Annotated in this window: 19 protein-coding genes; 13 read left to right on the forward strand and 6 right to left on the reverse strand. The window is 67.9% G+C overall.

Annotated features, from left to right (window positions below; translation table 11 throughout):
- Nucleotides 1–92 precede the first annotated feature (92 nt).
- From M2317_RS05680 to M2317_RS05695, 4 genes are read right to left on the reverse strand one after another with little or no spacing between them, the layout of a single operon-like run.
- A complete protein-coding gene (locus M2317_RS05680) occupies nt 93–323 on the reverse strand; it encodes a helix-turn-helix domain-containing protein (RefSeq protein ID WP_429458168.1) in 231 nt (76 codons plus the stop codon).
- A complete protein-coding gene (locus M2317_RS05685) occupies nt 320–1,078 on the reverse strand; it encodes a hypothetical protein (RefSeq protein ID WP_429458170.1) in 759 nt (252 codons plus the stop codon). The genes M2317_RS05680 and M2317_RS05685 overlap by 4 nt, the downstream gene beginning before the upstream one ends.
- A complete protein-coding gene (locus M2317_RS05690; RefSeq protein ID WP_429458172.1) occupies nt 1,078–1,665 on the reverse strand; it encodes a hypothetical protein in 588 nt (195 codons plus the stop codon). The genes M2317_RS05685 and M2317_RS05690 overlap by 1 nt, the downstream gene beginning before the upstream one ends.
- The gene (locus M2317_RS05695; protein WP_429458173.1) at nt 1,662–2,273 is read right to left on the reverse strand and encodes a hypothetical protein; all 612 of its coding nucleotides are present in this window, start codon (nt 2,271–2,273) and stop codon (nt 1,662–1,664) included. The genes M2317_RS05690 and M2317_RS05695 overlap by 4 nt, the downstream gene beginning before the upstream one ends.
- Before the next feature lie 199 nt (nt 2,274–2,472).
- Here M2317_RS05695 and M2317_RS05700 point away from each other — a divergent pair, with 199 nt between their 5' ends.
- The 4 genes from M2317_RS05700 to M2317_RS05715 all read left to right on the forward strand — a co-directional run bounded on the left by M2317_RS05700 (nt 2,473) and on the right by M2317_RS05715 (nt 6,970).
- Nucleotides 2,473–5,001, forward strand: a complete 2,529-nt coding sequence (locus tag M2317_RS05700; RefSeq protein WP_429458175.1) for an ATP-dependent Clp protease ATP-binding subunit — start codon at nt 2,473–2,475, stop codon at nt 4,999–5,001.
- Between the two features lie 211 nt (nt 5,002–5,212).
- The gene (locus M2317_RS05705) at nt 5,213–5,710 is read left to right on the forward strand and encodes an amino-acid N-acetyltransferase (protein WP_429458176.1); all 498 of its coding nucleotides are present in this window, start codon (nt 5,213–5,215) and stop codon (nt 5,708–5,710) included.
- A complete protein-coding gene (locus tag M2317_RS05710) occupies nt 5,710–6,360 on the forward strand; it encodes a hypothetical protein (RefSeq protein ID WP_429458177.1) in 651 nt (216 codons plus the stop codon). Before M2317_RS05705 ends, M2317_RS05710 begins: the two co-directional genes overlap by 1 nt.
- Before the next feature lie 202 nt (nt 6,361–6,562).
- On the forward strand, nt 6,563–6,970 hold the full coding sequence (locus M2317_RS05715; RefSeq protein WP_429458179.1) for a dehydrogenase: 408 nt from the start codon (nt 6,563–6,565) through the stop codon (nt 6,968–6,970).
- Between the two features lie 43 nt (nt 6,971–7,013).
- Here the strand turns inward: M2317_RS05715 and radA are convergent, their stop codons facing one another.
- Nucleotides 7,014–8,387, reverse strand: a complete 1,374-nt coding sequence (radA, locus tag M2317_RS05720) for a DNA repair protein RadA (RefSeq protein WP_429458181.1) — start codon at nt 8,385–8,387, stop codon at nt 7,014–7,016.
- A gap of 94 nt (nt 8,388–8,481) precedes the next feature.
- Between radA and M2317_RS05725 the strand changes: the two genes are divergently transcribed.
- Both M2317_RS05725 and M2317_RS05730 read left to right on the forward strand, forming a co-directional pair.
- Nucleotides 8,482–9,114 carry a helix-turn-helix domain-containing protein gene (locus M2317_RS05725; protein WP_429458183.1) on the forward strand — a complete coding sequence of 211 codons (633 nt, stop codon included), beginning with the start codon at nt 8,482–8,484 and terminating at the stop codon, nt 9,112–9,114.
- Between the two features lie 37 nt (nt 9,115–9,151).
- Nucleotides 9,152–9,610 (forward strand): SRPBCC domain-containing protein, encoded by a 459-nt coding sequence (locus M2317_RS05730; protein ID WP_429458185.1) that lies wholly within the window; start codon nt 9,152–9,154, stop codon nt 9,608–9,610.
- Between the two features lie 32 nt (nt 9,611–9,642).
- Here the strand turns inward: M2317_RS05730 and M2317_RS05735 are convergent, their stop codons facing one another.
- Complete coding sequence (locus M2317_RS05735; RefSeq protein WP_429458187.1) at nt 9,643–10,419, reverse strand: hypothetical protein; 777 nt, start codon at nt 10,417–10,419, stop codon at nt 9,643–9,645.
- 108 nt (nt 10,420–10,527) lie between these two features.
- Between M2317_RS05735 and M2317_RS05740 the strand changes: the two genes are divergently transcribed.
- From M2317_RS05740 to M2317_RS05770, 7 genes are all read left to right on the forward strand, one after another.
- A complete protein-coding gene (locus M2317_RS05740; RefSeq protein WP_429458189.1) occupies nt 10,528–11,574 on the forward strand; it encodes a hypothetical protein in 1,047 nt (348 codons plus the stop codon).
- A 117-nt stretch (nt 11,575–11,691) separates the two neighbouring features.
- On the forward strand, nt 11,692–14,145 hold the full coding sequence (locus M2317_RS05745; protein ID WP_429458191.1) for a glycosyl hydrolase 2 galactose-binding domain-containing protein: 2,454 nt from the start codon (nt 11,692–11,694) through the stop codon (nt 14,143–14,145).
- A gap of 227 nt (nt 14,146–14,372) precedes the next feature.
- Nucleotides 14,373–16,076 (forward strand): ABC transporter substrate-binding protein, encoded by a 1,704-nt coding sequence (locus M2317_RS05750; RefSeq protein WP_429458193.1) that lies wholly within the window; start codon nt 14,373–14,375, stop codon nt 16,074–16,076.
- Nucleotides 16,077–16,119: 43 nt separating this feature from the next.
- Nucleotides 16,120–17,109: an ABC transporter permease gene (locus M2317_RS05755; protein ID WP_429458194.1), complete on the forward strand. Its 990-nt coding sequence runs from the start codon at nt 16,120–16,122 to the stop codon at nt 17,107–17,109.
- 5 nt (nt 17,110–17,114) lie between these two features.
- A complete protein-coding gene (locus M2317_RS05760; protein WP_429458196.1) occupies nt 17,115–18,116 on the forward strand; it encodes an ABC transporter permease in 1,002 nt (333 codons plus the stop codon).
- Entirely contained in the window at nt 18,116–19,027 is a 912-nt protein-coding gene (locus M2317_RS05765; RefSeq protein WP_429458198.1) for an ABC transporter ATP-binding protein, read from the forward strand. Before M2317_RS05760 ends, M2317_RS05765 begins: the two co-directional genes overlap by 1 nt.
- On the forward strand, nt 19,024–19,914 hold the full coding sequence (locus tag M2317_RS05770; protein WP_429458200.1) for an ABC transporter ATP-binding protein: 891 nt from the start codon (nt 19,024–19,026) through the stop codon (nt 19,912–19,914). The genes M2317_RS05765 and M2317_RS05770 overlap by 4 nt, the downstream gene beginning before the upstream one ends.
- Nucleotides 19,915–19,936: the final 22 nt, after the last annotated feature.

Raw genomic sequence — 19,936 nt, forward strand, 5'->3', positions numbered from 1 at the left:
CCACCGGCCACCGGCACCGGCGGTCCGCGCCCGTCCGGCCGACGTCCGCAGGCCGCGCGTGCGCCGTCGGGCGGGTTACGCCGTCGGGCGCACTACGCCAGCACGAGCAGCTCGCCCACCTCGCACTCCAGCGCATCGCAGATGGCCCGCAGTGTCGAGTACCGGATCGCCCGCGCCCGATCGTTCTTCAGCACCGAGAGGTTCACGATCGAAACGCCCACCCGCGCGCTCAACTCCGTCAGCGTCATCCCCCGGGAGACGAGCAGCTCATCGAGACGGCAGTGGATGCCGGTGAACTCGTCATCGGAGTCGGCCGGGGTCATACCAGCCCCTCCGTCTCGCGCGCGAGCTGATCCCGCTCGGCCTGCAGGCGGCTGCCCCGGCTGAACACCGCGGCCAGAGCACCCAGTGCGAGCGCCCCGCCGACAGCGGGGAGCGGGACGGACAGCTGGAACGTCATCGGGTACCACTCGCTCCCGGGCTCGAACACCTCGCGCAGGGCGAGCGTGCTCGAGATCTCGGCCATCAGCTCTCCCGAGACACCGGCGATCAGCAGCACGATTGCGCCGATCGTCAGGGCGCGGACCACCGTGCGATGGAACGGCCGCCCCCGCAGCGTCTGGAAGCAGATCACCGCGATCATCGCGGCCGGCAGCGTCGAGACCACCAGCTGACAGAGCTCGGTCAGGCTGCCCAGTATCCGTACGCCGGCGCTCACGTTGTAGACCGTGAGGCTCGCCATCGACGCCGAACCGCACCCCAGCGCCGGGTCCGTCCCGGATCCGGCAGGATCGCCGAGATCCACACACGGCAGCCCTGCCGGAAGCGGGATGCCGACCGACCCGCCGATCTCCATCCAATCCGCGCTGAAGGCCTTTCCGACGATCGCGATCACCCCGAGCGCCGACATCGTCACCCACCACCCGCTCACGGTCAGCGCAACATCGAGCACGAGAGTCTTGCTCCCGCGCCGCCGGGCACGCCACACGGCTACTCCGACCAGAGCGGCGAGCACCAGCATCCCGATCGCGATGAACAGCAGTGACGTGCCGAGATCCGTTGCAGAACCGAAGAACATCAGACCAGCCCCTCCGTTTCCTTCTGCAGCGCGGACCCACGTCGGAAGGCGTAGGCGATCAGGGTCAACCCGGCGAAGATGGCGAAGCCCATCCAGTAGCTCAGCGGGGTCGAACTGCCGGTCTCCCCGAGATCAGCCGCCGTTCGCAGCGATCTCCCGATTGCGGAGTCGAGGAGATAGCACGTCGTCGTGCCCAACAGGACGATGGTCGCCATCGCCGTGAGCAACCGAATCGAACGGACCGAGAACGTCCGGCCGCGGGAGATCTCGACGGCCAGGACGAAATAGCATCCGATCGCGGCGATACCCGCCACCGAAGCAACGGCGACGGTCCCGATGATCAGCGCAGACAGGCCACCACCGGCATCCGGAACCGTCACGATCCCCTGCGTCACCTGCACCGGCGCGCCCAGAGGCGGCGAGCCGGTGTCGCGCGACAGCGGAACCTCCCAGGCCACGCCGCCGCTGTCGAACGCGAGCATCAATCTCGTCGCGGCGACTGTCACGATCCCCGCGACCGCCAGCACCGCCACGACGCCCGTCCACACGATGTTCGCCTCCCAGGGCGCGCGCTCCTCGGCGTTCATACCAGGCCCTCCGTCTCCTTCTGCAGCCGTTGGCCCACCTCGAAAGCCGTCGCGACCAGCGCCAGTGCGATGCCCCAGCCGACCGGTGCGGGGTCGAGCTGATACAGCAGCGTCCAGAACATGCCGGCATCTGAGGCGGGAAGCTGCTCGACGACCTGAGCGCGGGCGACGGCACCGAGGAAGGGAGCGAACATGCCAGCGAACACCAGCGCGATCGCGGCAGTGCCGAGCACGGGCGCCATCGATCTCCGGAATGCGCGTTGACGGATCAGTGACAGCCCGAGCCACCACAGCGACAGACACACGATGACGGTGGCCAGCGCCGGCAGGGCGCTCTCGCCCCACAGCAACCAGCGGGTGCCTGCGGCCAGCGAGTCGAATGACACGAGCGACTGCGTGTACTCCGCGGCGACCACACCAGCGGCATCCGCCATGTCGTCCATCGGCACGTCGTGCACCGGCAGCGACACTGGCACCGGCGAACCGAAGATCTCGACAGCGGCACCCGTCGCGCCGACGACCGAGGCAATCGCGATGCTCACCGCGCCCGTGGCGACGACCCCGAGCGTCACGGCCTCGAGCCGGGAAGGCGTTGTGTTGCGACTCATCTTCCTACCCCTTATCGATAGTCGTTGTTATCGATGGTCGTTAACATAACGACAGTCGATAAGGACTGTCAAGACCCCGCCCCCACCCGCTATGCCCACGGCGAACACGGGCATACCTCCCCGTCTGCGTGGTTACTCTCGATGTACAAGCTTCGCCACGTGCGAGACACGCGAACCACGTGCGAACCAAGGAGTGAACATGTTCGAGAGATTCACGGACCGAGCCCGTCGAGTGGTCGTCCTCGCCCAAGAAGAGGCGAAGATGCTCAACCACAACTACATCGGAACCGAGCACATCCTGCTCGGCCTCATCCACGAGGGCGAGGGCGTCGCAGCCAAGGCGCTCGAAAGTCTCGGCATCTCGCTCGACGCAGTGCGCGAGCAGGTGCAGGACATCATCGGCCAGGGCCAGCAGCAGCCGACCGGCCACATCCCCTTCACGCCCCGTGCCAAGAAGGTGCTCGAGCTGAGCCTGCGCGAAGCGCTGCAGCTGGGGCACAACTACATCGGCACCGAGCACATCCTGCTCGGCCTCATCCGCGAGGGCGAGGGCGTCGCAGCCCAGGTGCTGGTCAAGCTCGGCGCCGACCTGAACAAGGTCCGCCAGCAGGTCATCCAGCTGCTCTCCGGCGCTCCGGGTCGCGAGCCCGCCGCCGTCGGCGCGCAGACGCACGAGACCCAGTCCGGTGCCCAGGGCGGCTCGCAGGTGCTCGACCAGTTCGGTCGCAACCTGACCCAGGCCGCGCGCGACAACAAGCTCGACCCGGTGATCGGACGCGAGAAGGAGGCGGAGCGGGTCATGCAGATCCTCTCCCGCCGTTCCAAGAACAACCCCGTCCTGATCGGCGAACCGGGTGTCGGAAAGACGGCCGTCGTCGAGGGCCTCGCGCAGGCCATCGTCAAGGGCGATGTGCCCGAGACGCTGAAGGACAAGCAGCTCTACTCGCTCGACCTCGGCTCGCTCATCGCCGGTTCCCGCTACCGCGGTGACTTCGAGGAGCGCCTGAAGAAGGTCACCAAGGAGATCCGCACGCGTGGCGACATCATCGTCTTCATCGACGAGATCCACACCCTCGTGGGTGCGGGTGCCGCCGAAGGCGCGATCGACGCTGCCAGCATCCTGAAGCCGCTGCTCGCCCGAGGCGAGCTGCAGACCATCGGCGCAACCACGCTGGACGAGTACCGCAAGCACTTCGAGAAGGATGCCGCGCTCGAGCGCCGCTTCCAGCCGGTGCAGGTCAACGAGCCGAGCCTCCCGCACGCGATCAACATCCTCAAGGGTCTTCGCGACCGCTACGAGGCGCACCACAAGGTGCAGATCACGGACGGCGCGCTCGTCGCGGCAGCCAACCTCGCCGACCGCTACGTCAGCGACCGCTTCCTGCCGGACAAGGCCATCGACCTGATCGATGAGGCCGGCGCACGCCTGCGGCTCAGCATCCTGTCGTCCCCGCCCGAGCTGCGGGAGTTCGACGACAAGATCGCGAAGGTCCGCGAGCAGAAGGAAGCCGCCTCCGAGGAGCAGGACTTCGAGAAGGCCGCGTCCCTGCGCGACGAGGAGAAGGGCCTGCTCGCCGAGCGGCTCCGCCTCGAGAAGCAGTGGCGTTCGGGCGACGTCGCGACCCAGGCGGTCGTCGACGAGGGCCTGATCGCCGAGGTGCTCGCACAGGCCACCGGCATCCCGGTGTTCAAGCTGACGGAGGAGGAGTCCAGCCGACTCGTCTTCATGGAGAAGGCGCTGCACCAGCGCGTCATCGGGCAGGAGGAGGCCATCGCGGCCCTGTCCCGCACGATCCGTCGCCAGCGCGCCGGCCTCAAGGACCCGAAGCGTCCGTCCGGTTCGTTCATCTTCGCCGGCCCGACCGGCGTCGGAAAGACCGAGCTGGCCAAGGCGCTCGCGGAGTTCCTGTTCGACGACGAGGGCGCGCTCATCTCGCTCGACATGAGCGAGTTCGGTGAGAAGCACACCGTCTCGCGGCTGTTCGGTGCCCCTCCAGGGTTCGTCGGCTTCGAAGAAGGCGGCCAGCTCACCGAGAAGGTGCGTCGCAAGCCGTTCAGCGTGGTGCTCTTCGACGAGATCGAGAAGGCCCACCCGGACATCTTCAACTCGCTGCTGCAGATCCTCGAAGAGGGTCGTCTCACCGACGGTCAGGGTCGGATCGTGGACTTCAAGAACACGGTCATCATCATGACCACGAACCTCGGATCGTCCGCGATCGCCGGAGGCCCGGTGGGCTTCCAGATCGAGGGCAACGCGCAGACCAGCTACGAGCGGATGAAGGGCAAGGTCGACGAAGAGCTCAAGCGGCACTTCAAGCCCGAGTTCCTCAACCGCGTCGACGACGTCATCGTCTTCCCGCAGCTGTCGAAGGCAGAGCTCGTGCAGATCGTGGATCTGTTCGTGAAGCGCCTCAGCGACCGCCTGCTGGACCGCGACATGACGGTCGAGTTGACGCAGGCCGCCAAGGAGCGCCTCATCGAGGTCGGCTTCGACCCGGCACTCGGCGCCCGGCCGCTGCGCCGCGCGATGCAGCGGGAGATCGAGGACCAGCTGTCCGAGAAGATCCTGCACGGCGAGCTCAGCGCCGGAGACCACGTCAAGGTGGACTCGGCCGACGGCAAGTTCCTGTTCGAGACCAGCGCCCGTGGCGAGAAGGTCTCGGTCGGAATCAACACCGGCGGTGCGATCTCCGGAACACCCGACCTGGCCGTCGCCAGCGGAGAGTGATCTGATTCGAAGGGCGGATGCTTCGGCATCCGCCCTTCGTCGTGTCCGGGTGCGTGCGGGCGCGGGCCGTGTGCGTGCCGAATCCCAGACGCCTCCGCGTCGAGACGGCGTGTCGACCCCGGCATCCGTGCCGACGCGCCGCCGCCGTCCGGGATTCGGCACGCGGCGAAGTGCCAGGGTGGTCGCGAGCGGCGCGCATAAGCTGGATGCCGTGAGCTACACCGTCCGCCCCGCGCGCAGCGCCGACATCCTCGGCATCCATCGCCTGCTGGAGCCGATGGTGGGCCGACGCATCCTGCTCGGCAAGGACCTCGCGGTGCTCTACGGTGCGACGCAGGAGTTCGTCGTGGCTGAACGGGACGGCGAGCTGATCGGATGCGGCGCCCTGCACGTGATGTGGGAGGACCTCGGCGAGATCCGCACGCTGCTGGTCCGCGACGACTGGCTGCACCACGGCGTCGGGCGGAGGATCGTCGAAGAGCTCGAAGAGCGCGCGCGCGAGATCGGGCTGAGCCGACTGTTCTGCCTGACGTTCGAGGTGGACTTCTTCACGCGGCGCGGCTTCGCGCCGATCGGCGAGCAAGTGGTCGACCCCGACGTGTACTCGCAGCTGCTGCGCAGCCCGGACGAAGGCGTCGCCGAGTTCCTCGATCTCGCGCACGTCAAACCGAACACGCTGGGCAACACCCGGATGCTGAAGGACCTGTGATGGCCAGACGCACCGCAGCTGTGTACCGCCGTCGACGACTGGCCGTCCTGGTCGTGCTGATCCTCGTGATCGTCCTCGTCGCGGCCGGAGCCTGGGCGCTGATCGCGCGTCCGTGGGAGCAAGGACCGCAGCCCGATCCGACACCGACGGCCGAGCAGACCACGACGCCCGAGAGCGCGAGCCCGTCGCCCACCACCGAGGAGAGCCCGACGCCGTCGGCCTCCGAAACTCCGGCGGGAGTCGTCGCCTGCGAGGCCGCCGACATCGAGGTCGTCGCCGTGACGGATGCCGAGACGTACGCGGCTGATCAGTTGCCGCAACTGTCGATCGCTCTCACGAACAAGGGCGCGGCGGACTGCACGATCGACGTCGGAACCGCGACCCAGCGCTATGAAGTGACCAGCGGGAACGACCTGTGGTGGCGCTCCACGGACTGCCAGGCGGAGTCGAGCAGCATGATCGTGACGCTCACGGCCGGGCAGACCGTGCCGAGCGCGACGCCGCTGCCGTGGGATCGCACGCGCTCGAGCACGACGACCTGCGACGACGCGAATCGAGAGCGCGCACCCGCCGGCGGAGCGTCGTATCACGTCGCCGTGTCGATCGGCGGGTTCGACAGCGCCAGCACCCAACAGATCATCCTGCAGTGAGTGCCGTGACAGGCTGACTTCCCCGCCTGTTTGGGATACCATAGACGTGACTCTCGGCACTGATTCGGTGTTCATGCCATCCCCAGTGGCGTCGTATTCAGCGTCCCCAGCGCTTCGACACTCACCGATCGAGAGTCCGAGGGCCCTTTCGAGTACCCCAGTCCCCAATGGAGGACTCGAGAGGGCCCCATACACTTAAGTCATGGCCCGTAAGAAGAGCGCGAAGAAGAAGCCGGCACCCGAGGACTTCCGCTCCGAGGCCCTCGCTCAAGCGCTCGAGAAGCAGGACGTCGCGGCGGTCGCTCTCGCGCTGCGCCACGGCATCACCGTCGTGCCGCTGATCAAACCGGGCGCCAGGGACAACCCGCTCGACAGCGGCGAGGTGTGGACCTACCGAGACCCCGGCACGGGCGACGTCGCGCTGCTGCTGTTCAGCGACGCCAAGAACAAGCCGGCGAACCTTCCTCCCGGCGTCGGCATCTACTCGGCCGACTGGCTGCGCGCGTTCCTGACGAAGCACGCGGATGCCGTGACGACCGTGTTCCTCGACATCGCCGGACCGCACCCGATGCAGGCCGACCCGCAGGAGCTGCTGAAGGCGCTCGCGTAGGCACTGCGCCTCGCAGGGACGCGCCCTTCGTTCGTGGGACAGCTCAGAACGGCGGAATGTCGTCGACCGGGCGCGGGCGACGCCGCCCATGCCCACGGACGTCGTCGATCGCCGCGCGCAGCGTCTGAGATCTCTCGTCGACGACCCGGGAGTACCCCAGCCGTGCCGCTTCCGTGCGCCGCTGCGCCGCCTGCGTGACCGGGCGCACCTCGCCGGCGAGGCTGAGCTCGCCGACGGCGGCGAGCTCGCGCGGGACCGAGAACGGCTCGATCGACCCGGCGACGGCCATCGCGATCGCGAGATCGGCCGCCGGCTCGGTGAACCGCACACCGCCGACAGTGGAGACGTAGACGTCGAGATTCCCCGTGGGGATCTGCGCTCGGCGCTCGAGGATGGCCAGCACCATCGCCACCCGCGAGCCGTCGAGCCCGTGCACGACGCGTCGCGGGTTCGGCCCCGACGCCTTGATCGTGAGTGCCTGCACCTCCACCGGCATCGCCCGCCGCCCCTCGAGGGCGATCGCCACGCACGTCCCGGGTTCGGCCGCCCCCTGAGACAGGAACAGACCCGACGGATCGGGGACCTCGCGGATCCCGTCGCCGGCCATCTCGAAGCATCCGACCTCGTCCGTCGGACCGAACCGGTTCTTCAGCGCACGCACGAAGCGCAACGACGTCTGACGGTCGCCCTCGAAATGGCACACCACATCCACGAGGTGCTCGAGCAACCGTGGGCCGGCGATCTGGCCGTCCTTGGTGACGTGCCCGACGATGATGATGGGCAGGCTGCGTTCCTTGGCCACCCGGATGAGCGTGGCCGCGACCTCGCGCACCTGGCTCGGCTGGCCGGCCGCCCCGTCGATCAGCGACGATGCCACGGTCTGCACGGAGTCCACGATCACGAGCTGGGGCCGCACCTCATCGATGTGGCCGAGGATCGTGGCGAGGTCGGTCTCGCTGGCCAGGTACAGCTCGTCGTGCAGCGCGCCGGTGCGCTCGGCACGCAGGCGCACCTGAGCGGGCGACTCCTCGGCGCTCGCGTACAGCACGCGCCGCCCCGAACGCGCGGACTGCGCCGCGACCTCGAGCAGGAGCGTCGACTTGCCGACCCCAGGTTCGCCGCTGAGCAGGATGGCCGCGCCCGGCACGATGCCCCCACCGAGCACGCGGTCGAACTCGCCGACGCCGCTCGTGCGGCGCGGGGACTCGGCGGTGGTGATCTGCGTGATCGGGCGCGCCACGCGATCGGCGGACGGTGCGAGGGCCGTGACCTGCGGGCGGGCGATCCCCACGGAGGCCGCCTGCTCGACCACCGTGCCCCACTGCTGGCATTCGCCGCAGCGCCCCACCCACTTCGAGGCCGTCCACCCGCACTCGGTGCAGACGAATGCCGGGGGAGCGGGTCGGGTCTTTGCCATGGTCTCAGGGTAGTCGCGGCATCCGACAGGCCCGGTCGGTTATTCACGGCCTGCGGCCCGGCATCCGGTCAGGCGCGTCGGCCACAATGGAGGCATGGCCACCGCGAAACCCGCATACGGGCCGATCTCGAGCTACTCCCGGGTGCAGATCCTGCATCTGGTGCAGGCGCGACCCGAGCGCTCGATCGCCGAGCTGCACGAGGCGACCGGGCTGCACGCGAACACGATCCGCGAGCACCTGCAGCGACTCATCGAGGGCGGCTACGTGATCGCCTCGACCGAGCGCCGCACCACGCGCGGTCGCCCGCGCACGCTCTACAGTGCCGCGACGGGGGCTCCGGAGGCGTCCAGCCCGGTCGCCCGCGAGAAGGTCACCGCGGCCGCGCGTCGCGGCGACCTGCTGCGACGGATGCTGCCCTCCACGACGCCGGACCTCGCACGCGACGCGACCCACCAGCTCGACGCGCTGGTCGAGCACCTCGAGGAGAGCGGCTTCGAGCCGGTCGTCGACGACGATGCCCTCACGGTCGACCTCACGCCGTGCCCGCACGCGGCGGGGCAGCCGGAGCATCGCCCCGTGCTGTGCGCCGTGCACCTCGGGCTCATGCAGGGGGTGCTGAACGAGGCCGGTGGACCGCTCGTCGCGGACTGCGTCCTCGCTCCCCAGCACGCGGCGGAGTGCACGGTCCGGCTCAAGCTGTCGTCGCTGGCCGAAGCGCTCGCCTGATCTGTCGAATGTCCGGACTCCGACGTAGCGTGGAGGAATGGCGAGAACCGATGAGGCCGAGCGGCTGATCGACGCGTCTTCGGTGCGCGTGTACAACGCGATGACGGACCCGGATGCAGTGGCGCGCTGGCTGCCGCCGACGGGGATGACGGGCCGCGTCGACCGCTTCGACGCCCGCACCGGCGGCACCTATCGGGTCGTGCTGACCTACGACGATCCGCAGGGAGCGCACGGCAAGGCGTCAGCCGGCGAGGATGTCGTCGAAGGCGCGTTCGTCGAGGTGATCCCGGGCGTCCGGCTGGTGCAGGACATCGGGTTCCCCTCCGAGGACCCCGCGTATTCGGGCGTCATGCGGATGACGTGGGAGGTGGTCGCGGAAGGCGGCCGGAGCCTTGTGCGCTTCCGTGCCGAGAACGTGCCGGAGGGCATCTCCGCCGAGGATCATCTCGCCGGATTCCGCTCCACACTGAGCAATCTGGCCGCTCTGGTGGAGTGAGCGGTGGCCGCGGCATCCGCAACCGGACGGGCTCAGCCGTAGAGCGGGGCCGGAGGTTCCATCGTGATGCCGGCCGCCTCGAAGGCCCGGCGGCGCTCCTCGATGCGCCGGTGCATCTCGACCTGCGCGTCATCGATGAGCTGTTGGTCGAGGGTCACGCTCTGAGCGTGCGGGTCACCGTGCGCCGCAGCGATGTAGGCGTCCAGTTCGGGACCCGAGGTCCATGAGGTGATGAGCGAGTAGCGGGGCGCGGAGCCGCGATGCCAGACGGCGTGCCAGAAGCGCTGGGTGTCGACGATCACGCGGGAGCCGACGGGCAGCGGCAGGCGCACCTCGGTAGCCGGGTCGAAGCGGTCCTCGCGGAGGATCATGAGCGAGTCGGCATCGTCCGTGAGGTTCAGCATCCCGCGGACGACCCAACCGGTGCCGTCCTCGTTGAGGCGGTTGTTGTCGTCCTGATGCAGGTTGTAGATCGCGTCGGCGTAGGTGTTGGGCTGCAGTTCGATGACACGGCACCGGCCGATGTTCGCCTCGGGCTCCTGGGCGCGCGCGACGACGGTCGGCGCGATCGCCGTCTGGGACTCGATCCACACGCCGTCCTTATCGGTGCGCGGCGGGGTGTGGTTCCAGAAGCCGTTGCAGTCGATGTCGCCGGCATAGCTGGTGAGCGGGGCGAAGCGGGTGATGCCCGAGGAGCGCCATCCGATGTACTCGAGCCGCCGCCACTCGGCGGGGTCGATGGCGCGGTCGTCGCGGTCGAGGACCACGTACCCGGTCTCGGTGAGAGCGGGTGAGGTGACGAAGCCCATGGTGCGCCTCCTGCTCGGCATCCGTTCAGGCCAGCCTAACTTCCCGACCCACGCGACGCAGGCGGGCGGGCCGGGCATATGGCCGTTCAGCGCGGATAGCCTGGAGGCATGACGATGCCGCAGGGTGCCCTTCTCGTGGGCAGTGTGAACTTCGATGATGCCGAGAAGACGATGCGGGTGGCCGCAGCGACGCTCGGGGACCGGCTCAAGCGGATTCCCGACGGCGAGGTCGGCAAGCGATTCCACTGGATCATGTTCCAGCCGGACGTCCTCGGACAGGCCGACGGCATCGAGCGGGTCGGCGACCAGCCGATCCCGTTCCCCGCCGGGCTGGATGCGCGACCGCTGCGCATCGCCGATGGCGTGGATGCTGCCGACATAGAGCTGCCTCCACTCGGCTACGCGGATGCCGCGATCGAGTCCCATGCGGTCTTCACGCGACTGCGGGCCGAGGGAGCTGTGCCTCCAGGCGTGCGCTTCCAGGTGTCCCTGCCGACGCCGGTCGCGGTCGTCTCGTCGTTCTTCTCAGGCGACGATCGTGCCGCGATCGAGCCGGTCTACGAGGCGGCGATGCGCCGCGAACTGGCGCGCATTGCCGAGGTCATCCCGCACGAGGACCTCGCCGTGCAGTGGGATGTCGCCAGTGAGATGGGGATCATCGAGCGCGCGGCCGGATACGGGAAGGTCATGGATGCCTGGTGGCCCGGCGATCCGTTCGGCGGGCTGGTCGCGCGGCTCGCGTCGCTGATCGACGCGGTTCCTGCGGATGCCGAGGTCGGCGTGCACCTCTGCTACGGCGACGCGGGGGAGAAGCACTTCGTGGAGCCTGCGGATGCCGGACACCTGGTGCGATATGCGAACGCCGTGATGGCTGCGGCCGCGCGATCGCTGACGTGGCTGCACCTGCCGGTGCCGATCGACCGCGACGACGAGGAGTACTTCGCCGCATTGGCTTCCCTGTCGCCGGTGGCCGAGCTCTACCTCGGGCTCGTGCACCGGGAGGACGGCGTGGCGGGAGCAGAGCGGCGGATTGCAGCGGCTTCCCGCTTCGTGACGCGCTTCGGCGTCGCGACCGAGTGCGGGATCGGGAGGGCTCCGGCTGGGTCGACCGAAGAGATCCTTCGGACGCACGCGGAGGTCGCGGCCGCCTGGTGAGGCGTCGCTGTGTGATCTCGTGCGCGCGCGGGGGTTTCGCTCCACGGCCTCCTTTGTTAGGTTGTGGAACTAAGTAGCGCACCTGACGCATGGGGCGCCCCGAGGCGAAGGAGCCGCATGGCCATCATCGAACTGTCCGACAACTGGTCCGTCACCGCCGTCGCAGGGCCGGCCCCCGGAGATATCTCAGGAGTTCCGATCCCGGCTCGGGTGCCCGGCGCTGTGCACCTCGATCTGTATCGTGCGGGTCTCATCGCCGAACCGTTCGATGGTGCCAACGAGGCCGAGCAGCAGTGGATCGGCGATGTCGACTGGTCCTTCCGGACGACGTTCCGCTGGGGTGAGGACGGTTCGGAGCGCCGGGACCTGGTCGCCGAGGGACTGGACACGATCGCCACCGTCACGCTCAACGGGATCGAGGTCGGTCGCACGCAGAACCAGCACCGCTCATACCGTTTCGACATCGGCGCCGCACTCGTCGAGGGAGAGAACGAGCTGCGCATCGACTTCGCAGCTCCCGTGCCCGCGGCGCTCGCGCGCTCCGAGGAGCACGGTCCGCGGCCGCACACCAATCACCACGCGTACAACGCCGTCCGCAAGATGGCGAGCAGCTTCGGGTGGGACTGGGGCATCGATGTCGCGGCCTCCGGGATCTGGAAGCCGATCCGCATCGAGACCTGGTCGCGGGCGCGGATCGCCTCCGTCCGCCCGCTCGTCGATGTGGAAGGAACGACGGGGGTGCTCAACGCGCATGTCGAGATCGAACGCGCGGATGGGGTGAAGACCGGACCGCTGACGGTCGCAGTCGAGGTGGACGGTCGGATCGGGACCGTCGAGGTCGCTCCGCGCGAGACCTCGGCATCCCTGCGTATCGAGGTGCCGGACGCGCAGCTGTGGTGGCCACGCAGCCACGGCGCCCAGCCGTTGTACGACGTCGTCGTCCGGCTGGGCGCGGGAGACGAACCGGTGGACGACACGTGGGCGGGGCGCGTGGGTTTCCGGACCATCCGGGTCGACATCGCGCCTGACGAGCACGGCAGTCCCTACGCAGTGCATGTGAACGACCAGCTCGTGCAGATCCGCGGTGCGAACTGGATCCCCGACCACGCGTTCACCACCGAGGTCGACCGCGATCGCTATGCCCGTCGCATCGCGGACGCCACCGAGGCGAACATGAACCTGCTGCGCGTGTGGGGCGGCGGGATCTACGAGTCCGACGACTTCTACGAGATCTGCGACGAGCAGGGTGTGCTGGTGCAGCAGGACTTCCTGTTCGCCTGCGCTGCGTACGCGGAGGAGGACTGGCTCGCGGTCGAGGTCGAAGCCGAGGCTCGAGAGGCCATCACGCGCCTTTCCGGACATGCGTCATTGGCGATCTGGAACGGCAACAACGAGAACATCGTCGGGTACACGGACTGGGGATGGCGCCCTCGGTTGCAGGGCAAGACGTGGGGAGAAGGCTATTACCGCCGGCTGTTCCCGCGCCTGCTGGCGGAGCTCGACCCGACCCGCTTCTACTCCGCAGGCAGCCCGTACTCCTTCTCGTCATACGTGAGCCCCAACCTCGACACCCACGGAACCGTGCACATCTGGGATGTGTGGAACCAGAAGGATTACACCGCCTACGCCGAGTGGAAGCCCCGTTTCGTTGCGGAGTTCGGCTTCCAGGGGCCGCCGGCGTGGACCACGCTCGTGGATGCCGTGCACGACAGCCCCCTCGAGCCATATGGCGAGCAGATGCTCGTGCACCAGAAGGCTCACGAGGGCAACCGCAAGCTCGAGCGCGGCTACCAGCCGCACCTGCCCGAGCCCGCGACGATCGACGACTGGCACTGGGCGACTCAGCTGAATCAGGCGGCGGCGGTGCGATTCGGCATCTCGTACTTCCGCTCGCTCGCGCCGTACAACACCGGCTCGATCGTGTGGCAGCTCAACGACGACTGGCCGGTCATCTCGTGGGCTGCCGTCGACTTCGAGGAGCGCCGCAAGCCCCTCTGGTACGCGCTCAAGGCGGTCTACGAACCGCGCTTCATCACGGTCCAGCCACGCGACGGCCGGCTGGCGGCCGTGCTGCTGAACGACCACGCGGAGGCCTGGAGCGGGCAGGTCGTGGTGCGCCGCCAGTCCTTCGACGGCACGGTCCTGGCGGAGACCGCGATCGCCGCGGACCTGCCGGCTCGCGGCGTGCAGACGCTCGCGATCCCCGAAGAGCTGAGCACTCCGAAGGATGCGCGCGGCGAGGTGCTGGTGGTGGACGCGGCGGGTTTCGCGCGCGGCATCCACGACTTCGCCGAGGTGGTCGGACAGCGGCTGGAGAAGGATGCCTTCACCGCCGAGGCGATCCGCGTCGGCGACGACGTCCGCGTGCGGATCACGGCGCGCTCCTATGTCCGCGACGCCTTCATCCTGGCCGACCGAGGTCATGCGGATGCCGCCGTCGACAGCGGACTCGTGACGCTGCTGGCCGGTGAGAGCCACGAGTTCGTCGTCACCGGTGCGCCGGGGGACGCCGATGCGGATGTCTTCCTCGGGCCGCTCGTACTGCGTCATGCGGGAGATCTGCAGGCCTGACGGCTGCGGACCTCGAGTGCGCCCCGTGACTTCGGTCGCGGGGTGCACTCGTGCGTTCCGGCGTCACGAGAGCGACACTTAGTTTCATTTGTGACAAAGATCCTTGACAGGGTTCGTTTCACTGCGTAACAATGACGAAGTGGGAGGCCGACCTTCCGCCCCTGCAACTGCGCAGGGCTCGTCGACGCCGACGGTCACGATGCCGTGGCGTGAGGAAAGGATCACTGATGCTTCTTGGCTCACAGCGCGCACGCCGCGCGACGCTCGCCCTCGGTGCCGGGGCGGTCGCGCTCGGGCTGGCACTGACCGGTTGCAGTCCCGCCGGCAGTGCGGGCGGCTCGAACGGCGCCTCCGGCGACGCCACCACCCTGGTCGGCTTCACCGGCCAGGCCGGCGACTACCAGATCAACTTCAACCCGTACTCGCCGACCAAGATCGGCGGCCTCGGCACCATCTACGAATCGCTGTTCTTCGTCACCAACGTCAACACGGAGGACTTCGCGCCGCTGCTGGGTACCGAGTACACGTGGAACGCGGATGGCACCCAGCTGGACGTCACGCTGCGCGAAGGCGTCACCTGGTCCGACGGCGAACCGTTCACCGCGGATGACGTCGTCTTCACCTTCCAGCTCATCAAGGACACACCGGCGATCAACACCGGCGGGTTCAAGGGCGAGGTCACCAAGATCGACGACACGCACGTGAGCATCGCGTTCCCGGAGCCGGCGTTCGTCACCGGTCCCGAGGTCCTCGGCAAGACCTTCATCGTTCCGGAGCACATCTGGAAGGACATCGACCCCGTGGCAGATGTGCTGGCCGAACCCGTCGGGACCGGTCCGTACGTGCTGGACAACTTCAAAGCACAGGCCTTCACCCTCACCGCCAACGACGACTACTGGGATGGCGCGCCGAAGGTCGAGAACATCCGCTATCTCTCGCTGTCCGGCAACACCGCCGGTGTCGACGCGCTCGCGGCGGGAACGATCGACTGGCAGACCGGCCCTGTCCCCGATCTCGCGAACGTCTCGAAGAACTACCCCGGCTATGAGGCCATCACGATCGGCATGAACCAGATGGCGCTGCTGACCTGCTCGAACGCAGATCTCGGGTGCACCGGCCCGCAGACAGACCCCGCTGTGCGCAAGGCCATCTACTACGCGATCGACCGGCCGCAGGTGAACTCGCTGGCCTTCCAGGACACGGCGAGCGACATGTCGCCGACGTTCGCGCTGCTTCCGGCGCAGGAGGACTACATCTCCGACGCGATCGAAGAGCCCACAGTGCCGAGCGAACCTGATCTCGACAAGGTCGACGAGCTGCTCACCGGCGCGGGCTACGAGAAGGGTGCCGACGGCATCTACGCCAAGGACGGCGAGCCGCTCAAGCTCACGATCGAGGTGGTCACCGGCTGGACCGACTACATCACCGCGATCGACACCATGGCGCAGCAGCTGAAGGCCGCGGGCATCGATGTCACGGCGGCGCAGTCGTCGTGGAACGAGTGGACCGACAAGAAGACCAAGGGCAACTACCAGCTCGCGATCGACTCGCTCGGTCAGGGCGCCGCGAGCGACCCGTACTACCTGTACAACAACAACTTCTCCACGGCCAACACCGCGAAGGTCGGCGAGACCGCGCCCGTCAACGTGTCGCGGTTCAGCGACCCGGCGGTCGACGAAGCGCTCGCCGTGCTCAAGCGGACGAACCCGGAGGACACCGCGGCCCGTCAGGCGCAGTTCGACATCATCCAGGCGGCCATCGTCGAGGAGATGCCCTACATCCCGATCCTCACCGGAGGAACGACGAGCGAGTTCAACGCGGAGAAGTTCTCGGGCTGGCCGACGCTGGACAACCTGTACGCCTTCCCCGCCATCTGGGCTTCGCCGGACAACGCGCAGATCTTCAAGGCGCTGACGCCCACGGGCGAGTGAGCATGGCCGAGGAGGAGTTCGTGATGACGGAAGGCGCGGATCGGTGAACTACTACCTGCGAAAGGTGGGCTTCTACATCGTCGCCCTCTGGGCTGCGCTGACGCTCAACTTTCTGATTCCGCGGCTGCTGCCCGGCAACCCGGTCGACATCCTGCTCGCCAAGCTCCAGCAGCGCGGCGGCACGGTCTCGGCCGAGACCAGGCAGGCGTATGAACTCCTCCTCGGTGGTGACTCCTCGCAGCCTCTCCTCGCGCAGTACTGGAACTACCTCGTGAACGTCTTCCGGGGCGATCTCGGGGTGTCGGTGACGTACTTCCCCGCGCCCGTCTCCGAGGTCATCGCGACCTCGTTGCCGTGGACGATCATGCTCATCGGGATCGCGACGGTGCTCTCGTTCGTCATCGGCATCACGCTGGGCGCGCTGGTCGGATGGAAGCCGGGCACCTGGCTGGACTCGCTGGTACCTGCGACGACGCTGCTCGCCGCCGTGCCGTACTTCTGGCTCGCGTTGATCCTGGTCTACTTCCTGTCGACCCAGTTGGGCTGGTTCCCGTCGCAGGGCGGTTACGACGTGATCCTCGATCCCGGATGGAACTGGGAGTTCATCCAGTCGGCCATCTACTACGGCTTCCTGCCCGCGCTCACGATCGTCATCGCTTCGCTGGGCGGCTGGTTGCTGGGGATGCGCAACATGATGGTCTCGACGCTGTCGGAGGACTACATCCTCACGGCGCACGCGAAGGGCCTGTCGAACGGGACCATCCTGCGCGGATATGCGGCACGCAACGCCGTGCTCCCCTCCATCGCTGGCTTCGCCATCTCGCTCGGCTTCGTCGTGTCGGGGTCGGTCGTGACCGAGCAGGTGTTCTCCTACCCGGGGATCGGTTCGAAGCTGCTGTCCGCGGTGACCAACAACGACTACGCGCTCATGCAGGGTCTGTTCCTGTTCATCACCCTGGCGGTGCTCGGAGCGAACTTCATCGTCGACCTCTTCTACGGCCTCATCGATCCCCGCACGCGGGCACGGAGCTGATCGCCATGACCAACATCGCCCCCAGTACAGAACCGTCGGTGGCAGACGGCACCGAACTCATCATCACCAGGCAGCAGCGTGACGGTGCGCGTCGACGATCGCGCTCCGCGCTGCGTCAGATGCTCCCGACGATGACCCCATGGCTGGCCACCGGGCTCATCCTCATCGGGGTGATCACGCTGTTCGGGCTGATCGGCCCCTTCTTCGTCGGCGACCCGGCCGCGATCGACAACATCGGGCTGACCCCGCCCTCGGCCGAGCATTGGATGGGGACGACCCAGACCGGTCAGGACGTGTTCGCTCAACTGGCCTACGCCACGCGCGGCTCGCTCGAGATCGGCATCATCGTCGGCATCCTCGCAACCGTGCTGTCGGCCTTCTTCGGCATCCTGGGCGCGTACATCGGCGGCTTCGCCGACGAGGCGTTCTCGCTGCTGTCGAACGTGTTCCTCGTGATCCCCGGCCTGCCGCTCGTGATCGTGATCTCCGGTTTCGTGCCGGCCGAGGCGCGAGGGCTGTGGACCATCGCTGTCGTCCTGGCGATCACGAGCTGGGCAGGATCCGCTCGCGTGCTGCGTGCGCAGACCCTGTCCATCCGCAGCCGGGACTACGTCGCCGCCAACCGCGTCGCCGGCGAACGCGCCTGGCGCGTCATCGTCGTCGAGATCCTGCCGAACCTGCTGCCCGTGCTGGCCTCCCAGTTCGTGTTCGCGGTCATCGCCGCGATCCTCGGCGAAGCCGGGCTGTCGTTCCTCGGGCTCGGGGCGTCCAACGCCTCGACGCTGGGCACGATGCTGTTCTACGCGCAGAACGGCTTCGCCCTGCCGCTCGGCGCCTGGTGGTGGTTCATCCCGCCGGGCCTCATCATCGCCCTGTTCGGCATGGGCCTGTCGCTGGTGAACTTCTCCATCGACGAGATCATCAATCCCAAGCTCAAGAACGTGCGCCTGCACGCGCGCGCCGAGCGTCGTGAACGCCGCGCAACGCGCAAGAAGGAGCGTGCCTGATGGGTGCTGTCACCGAGGAGCGCAGGCCGGTGCTGTCCGTCTCCGACCTCACCGTCGTCTACGAAGTCGACAACCCCGTCACCGCCGTGAAGAACGCATCGTTCGAACTCTCGGCTGGCGAGATCCTCGGCCTCGCCGGCGAATCGGGCTGCGGCAAGACGACACTGGCCTACGCGATCAACCGGCTGCACAAGCCGCCGGCGCGGATCACCACCGGCAGCATCGTCTTCCACGGTCGAGGGGATGACGTCGATCTGCTCGAGCTCGGCGACGAGAAGCTGCGGGCGTTCCGCTGGTCGGAGCTGTCCATGGTGTTCCAGGGCGCCATGAACGCGCTCAACCCGGTCACCAGCATCCGTGTCCAGCTGGAGGATGTCCTGCAGGCTCATCGTCCGCAGATGTCGCGCGCCGAGCGCCGCGCACGTGCGGCGGATGTGCTCTCCCGCGTCGGCGTGGATCCGGCTCGCCTGACCTCGTATCCGCACGAGCTGTCCGGCGGTATGCGGCAGCGCGTCATGATCGCGATGGCGATGATCCTCGAACCGCAGATCATGATCATGGACGAGCCGACCACAGCGCTCGACGTGGTCGTGCAGCGCGACATCCTCCGGGAGATCGTGCGTCTTCGCGACGAGCTCGGCTTCGCCGTGATCTTCATCACCCACGATCTGCCGCTGCTGCTGGAGATCAGCGACCGGATCGCCGTGATGCTGCAGGGCGAGATCGTCGAGCTGCGCTCGGCCGACGAGATGTACCGGGATCCGCATCACGAGTACACCCGCAAGCTGCTGGGGTCGTTCCCGAGCCTGAGCGGTTCGAGAGGATCATTCATCCGCACCGGCATCGATGCAGACGCGGACAGAGACCCGCATACCGACGCCGACACCGACCCCGAGGAGACCCGCTCATGACCGGAGTGAAGGTCACCGACCTCGTCAAGGAGTTCAGCATCCGCAAGGGGCTGCGCCACAACCGGTTCCGCGCCGTCGACAATGTGTCATTCGAGCTCGTTCCCGGCCGCACGGTCGCGCTGGTCGGGGAGTCCGGATCGGGCAAGTCGACCATCGCGCGCATCCTCTCCAAGCTCGAGCGGCCGACCTCGGGGAAGATCGAGGTCACGCAGGCGGATGGTCGCGCCGTATCGGGGCGCGAATACCGCAGCCATGTTCAGATGGTCTTCCAGGATCCGTTCGCGTCGCTGAACCCGTTCCATTCGATCGAGCATCACATCGCGCGTCCGCTGCGCATCCACAAGCGCACCCGCGGGACGCACGAGACCTACGAGCGGGTCGTCGAGATGCTGGAGCGCGTGAATCTGGACGAGTCGTTCGCGCATCGGCGACCGCATGAGCTCTCGGGCGGTCAACGCCAGCGCGTCGCGATCGCGCGGGCGCTCGCCCCCGGTGCGCAGGTGGTGCTGGCCGACGAGCCGGTGTCGATGCTGGATGTCTCGATCCGCCTCGGCGTGCTGAATCTGCTCGGGCGTCTGCAGCGCGAGGACGACCTCGCGGTGCTCTACATCACGCACGACCTCGCGACCGCGCGGCACTTCTCGGACGAGATCCTGGTGCTCTACAAGGGCCGCGTCGTAGAGCGCGGACCGGCGGATGCCGTGATCCTCGATCCTCACCATGACTACACCAGGCTGCTCGCGATGGCCGCTCCCGACCCGGAGCGCATCGGCAAGATCGTGAGCGGCGAGAAGGCACCGGATCGTTCGAAGCTGGACAACTCGACCTGCTACAACCACTTCACCGGTGAGTGGGAGGGCGCGCGGACGCCGGCGGGCGTGAGCTGACGGACGGGGAGGGCGGCCTCCG

Source organism: Microbacterium sp. ZKA21 (assembly GCF_050434165.1).
In the GTDB taxonomy this organism is placed as follows: domain Bacteria; phylum Actinomycetota; class Actinomycetes; order Actinomycetales; family Microbacteriaceae; genus Microbacterium.

Excerpts from the sequence above, each read along its gene's own strand:
- M2317_RS05680 (WP_429458168.1), bottom strand. The coding sequence starts at position 323 with ATGACCCCGGCCGACTCCGATGACGAGTTCACCGGCATCCACTGCCGT.
- M2317_RS05685 (WP_429458170.1), bottom strand. The coding sequence starts at position 1,078 with ATGTTCTTCGGTTCTGCAACGGATCTCGGCACGTCACTGCTGTTCATC.
- M2317_RS05690 (WP_429458172.1), bottom strand. The coding sequence starts at position 1,665 with ATGAACGCCGAGGAGCGCGCGCCCTGGGAGGCGAACATCGTGTGGACG.
- M2317_RS05695 (WP_429458173.1), bottom strand. The coding sequence starts at position 2,273 with ATGAGTCGCAACACAACGCCTTCCCGGCTCGAGGCCGTGACGCTCGGG.
- M2317_RS05700 (WP_429458175.1), top strand. The coding sequence starts at position 2,473 with ATGTTCGAGAGATTCACGGACCGAGCCCGTCGAGTGGTCGTCCTCGCC.
- M2317_RS05710 (WP_429458177.1), top strand. The coding sequence starts at position 5,710 with ATGGCCAGACGCACCGCAGCTGTGTACCGCCGTCGACGACTGGCCGTC.
- M2317_RS05715 (WP_429458179.1), top strand. The coding sequence starts at position 6,563 with ATGGCCCGTAAGAAGAGCGCGAAGAAGAAGCCGGCACCCGAGGACTTC.
- radA (WP_429458181.1), bottom strand. The coding sequence starts at position 8,387 with ATGGCAAAGACCCGACCCGCTCCCCCGGCATTCGTCTGCACCGAGTGC.
- M2317_RS05725 (WP_429458183.1), top strand. The coding sequence starts at position 8,482 with ATGGCCACCGCGAAACCCGCATACGGGCCGATCTCGAGCTACTCCCGG.
- M2317_RS05730 (WP_429458185.1), top strand. The coding sequence starts at position 9,152 with ATGGCGAGAACCGATGAGGCCGAGCGGCTGATCGACGCGTCTTCGGTG.
- M2317_RS05735 (WP_429458187.1), bottom strand. The coding sequence starts at position 10,419 with ATGGGCTTCGTCACCTCACCCGCTCTCACCGAGACCGGGTACGTGGTC.
- M2317_RS05740 (WP_429458189.1), top strand. The coding sequence starts at position 10,528 with ATGACGATGCCGCAGGGTGCCCTTCTCGTGGGCAGTGTGAACTTCGAT.
- M2317_RS05745 (WP_429458191.1), top strand. The coding sequence starts at position 11,692 with ATGGCCATCATCGAACTGTCCGACAACTGGTCCGTCACCGCCGTCGCA.
- M2317_RS05750 (WP_429458193.1), top strand. The coding sequence starts at position 14,373 with ATGCTTCTTGGCTCACAGCGCGCACGCCGCGCGACGCTCGCCCTCGGT.
- M2317_RS05760 (WP_429458196.1), top strand. The coding sequence starts at position 17,115 with ATGACCAACATCGCCCCCAGTACAGAACCGTCGGTGGCAGACGGCACC.
- M2317_RS05765 (WP_429458198.1), top strand. The coding sequence starts at position 18,116 with ATGGGTGCTGTCACCGAGGAGCGCAGGCCGGTGCTGTCCGTCTCCGAC.
- M2317_RS05770 (WP_429458200.1), top strand. The coding sequence starts at position 19,024 with ATGACCGGAGTGAAGGTCACCGACCTCGTCAAGGAGTTCAGCATCCGC.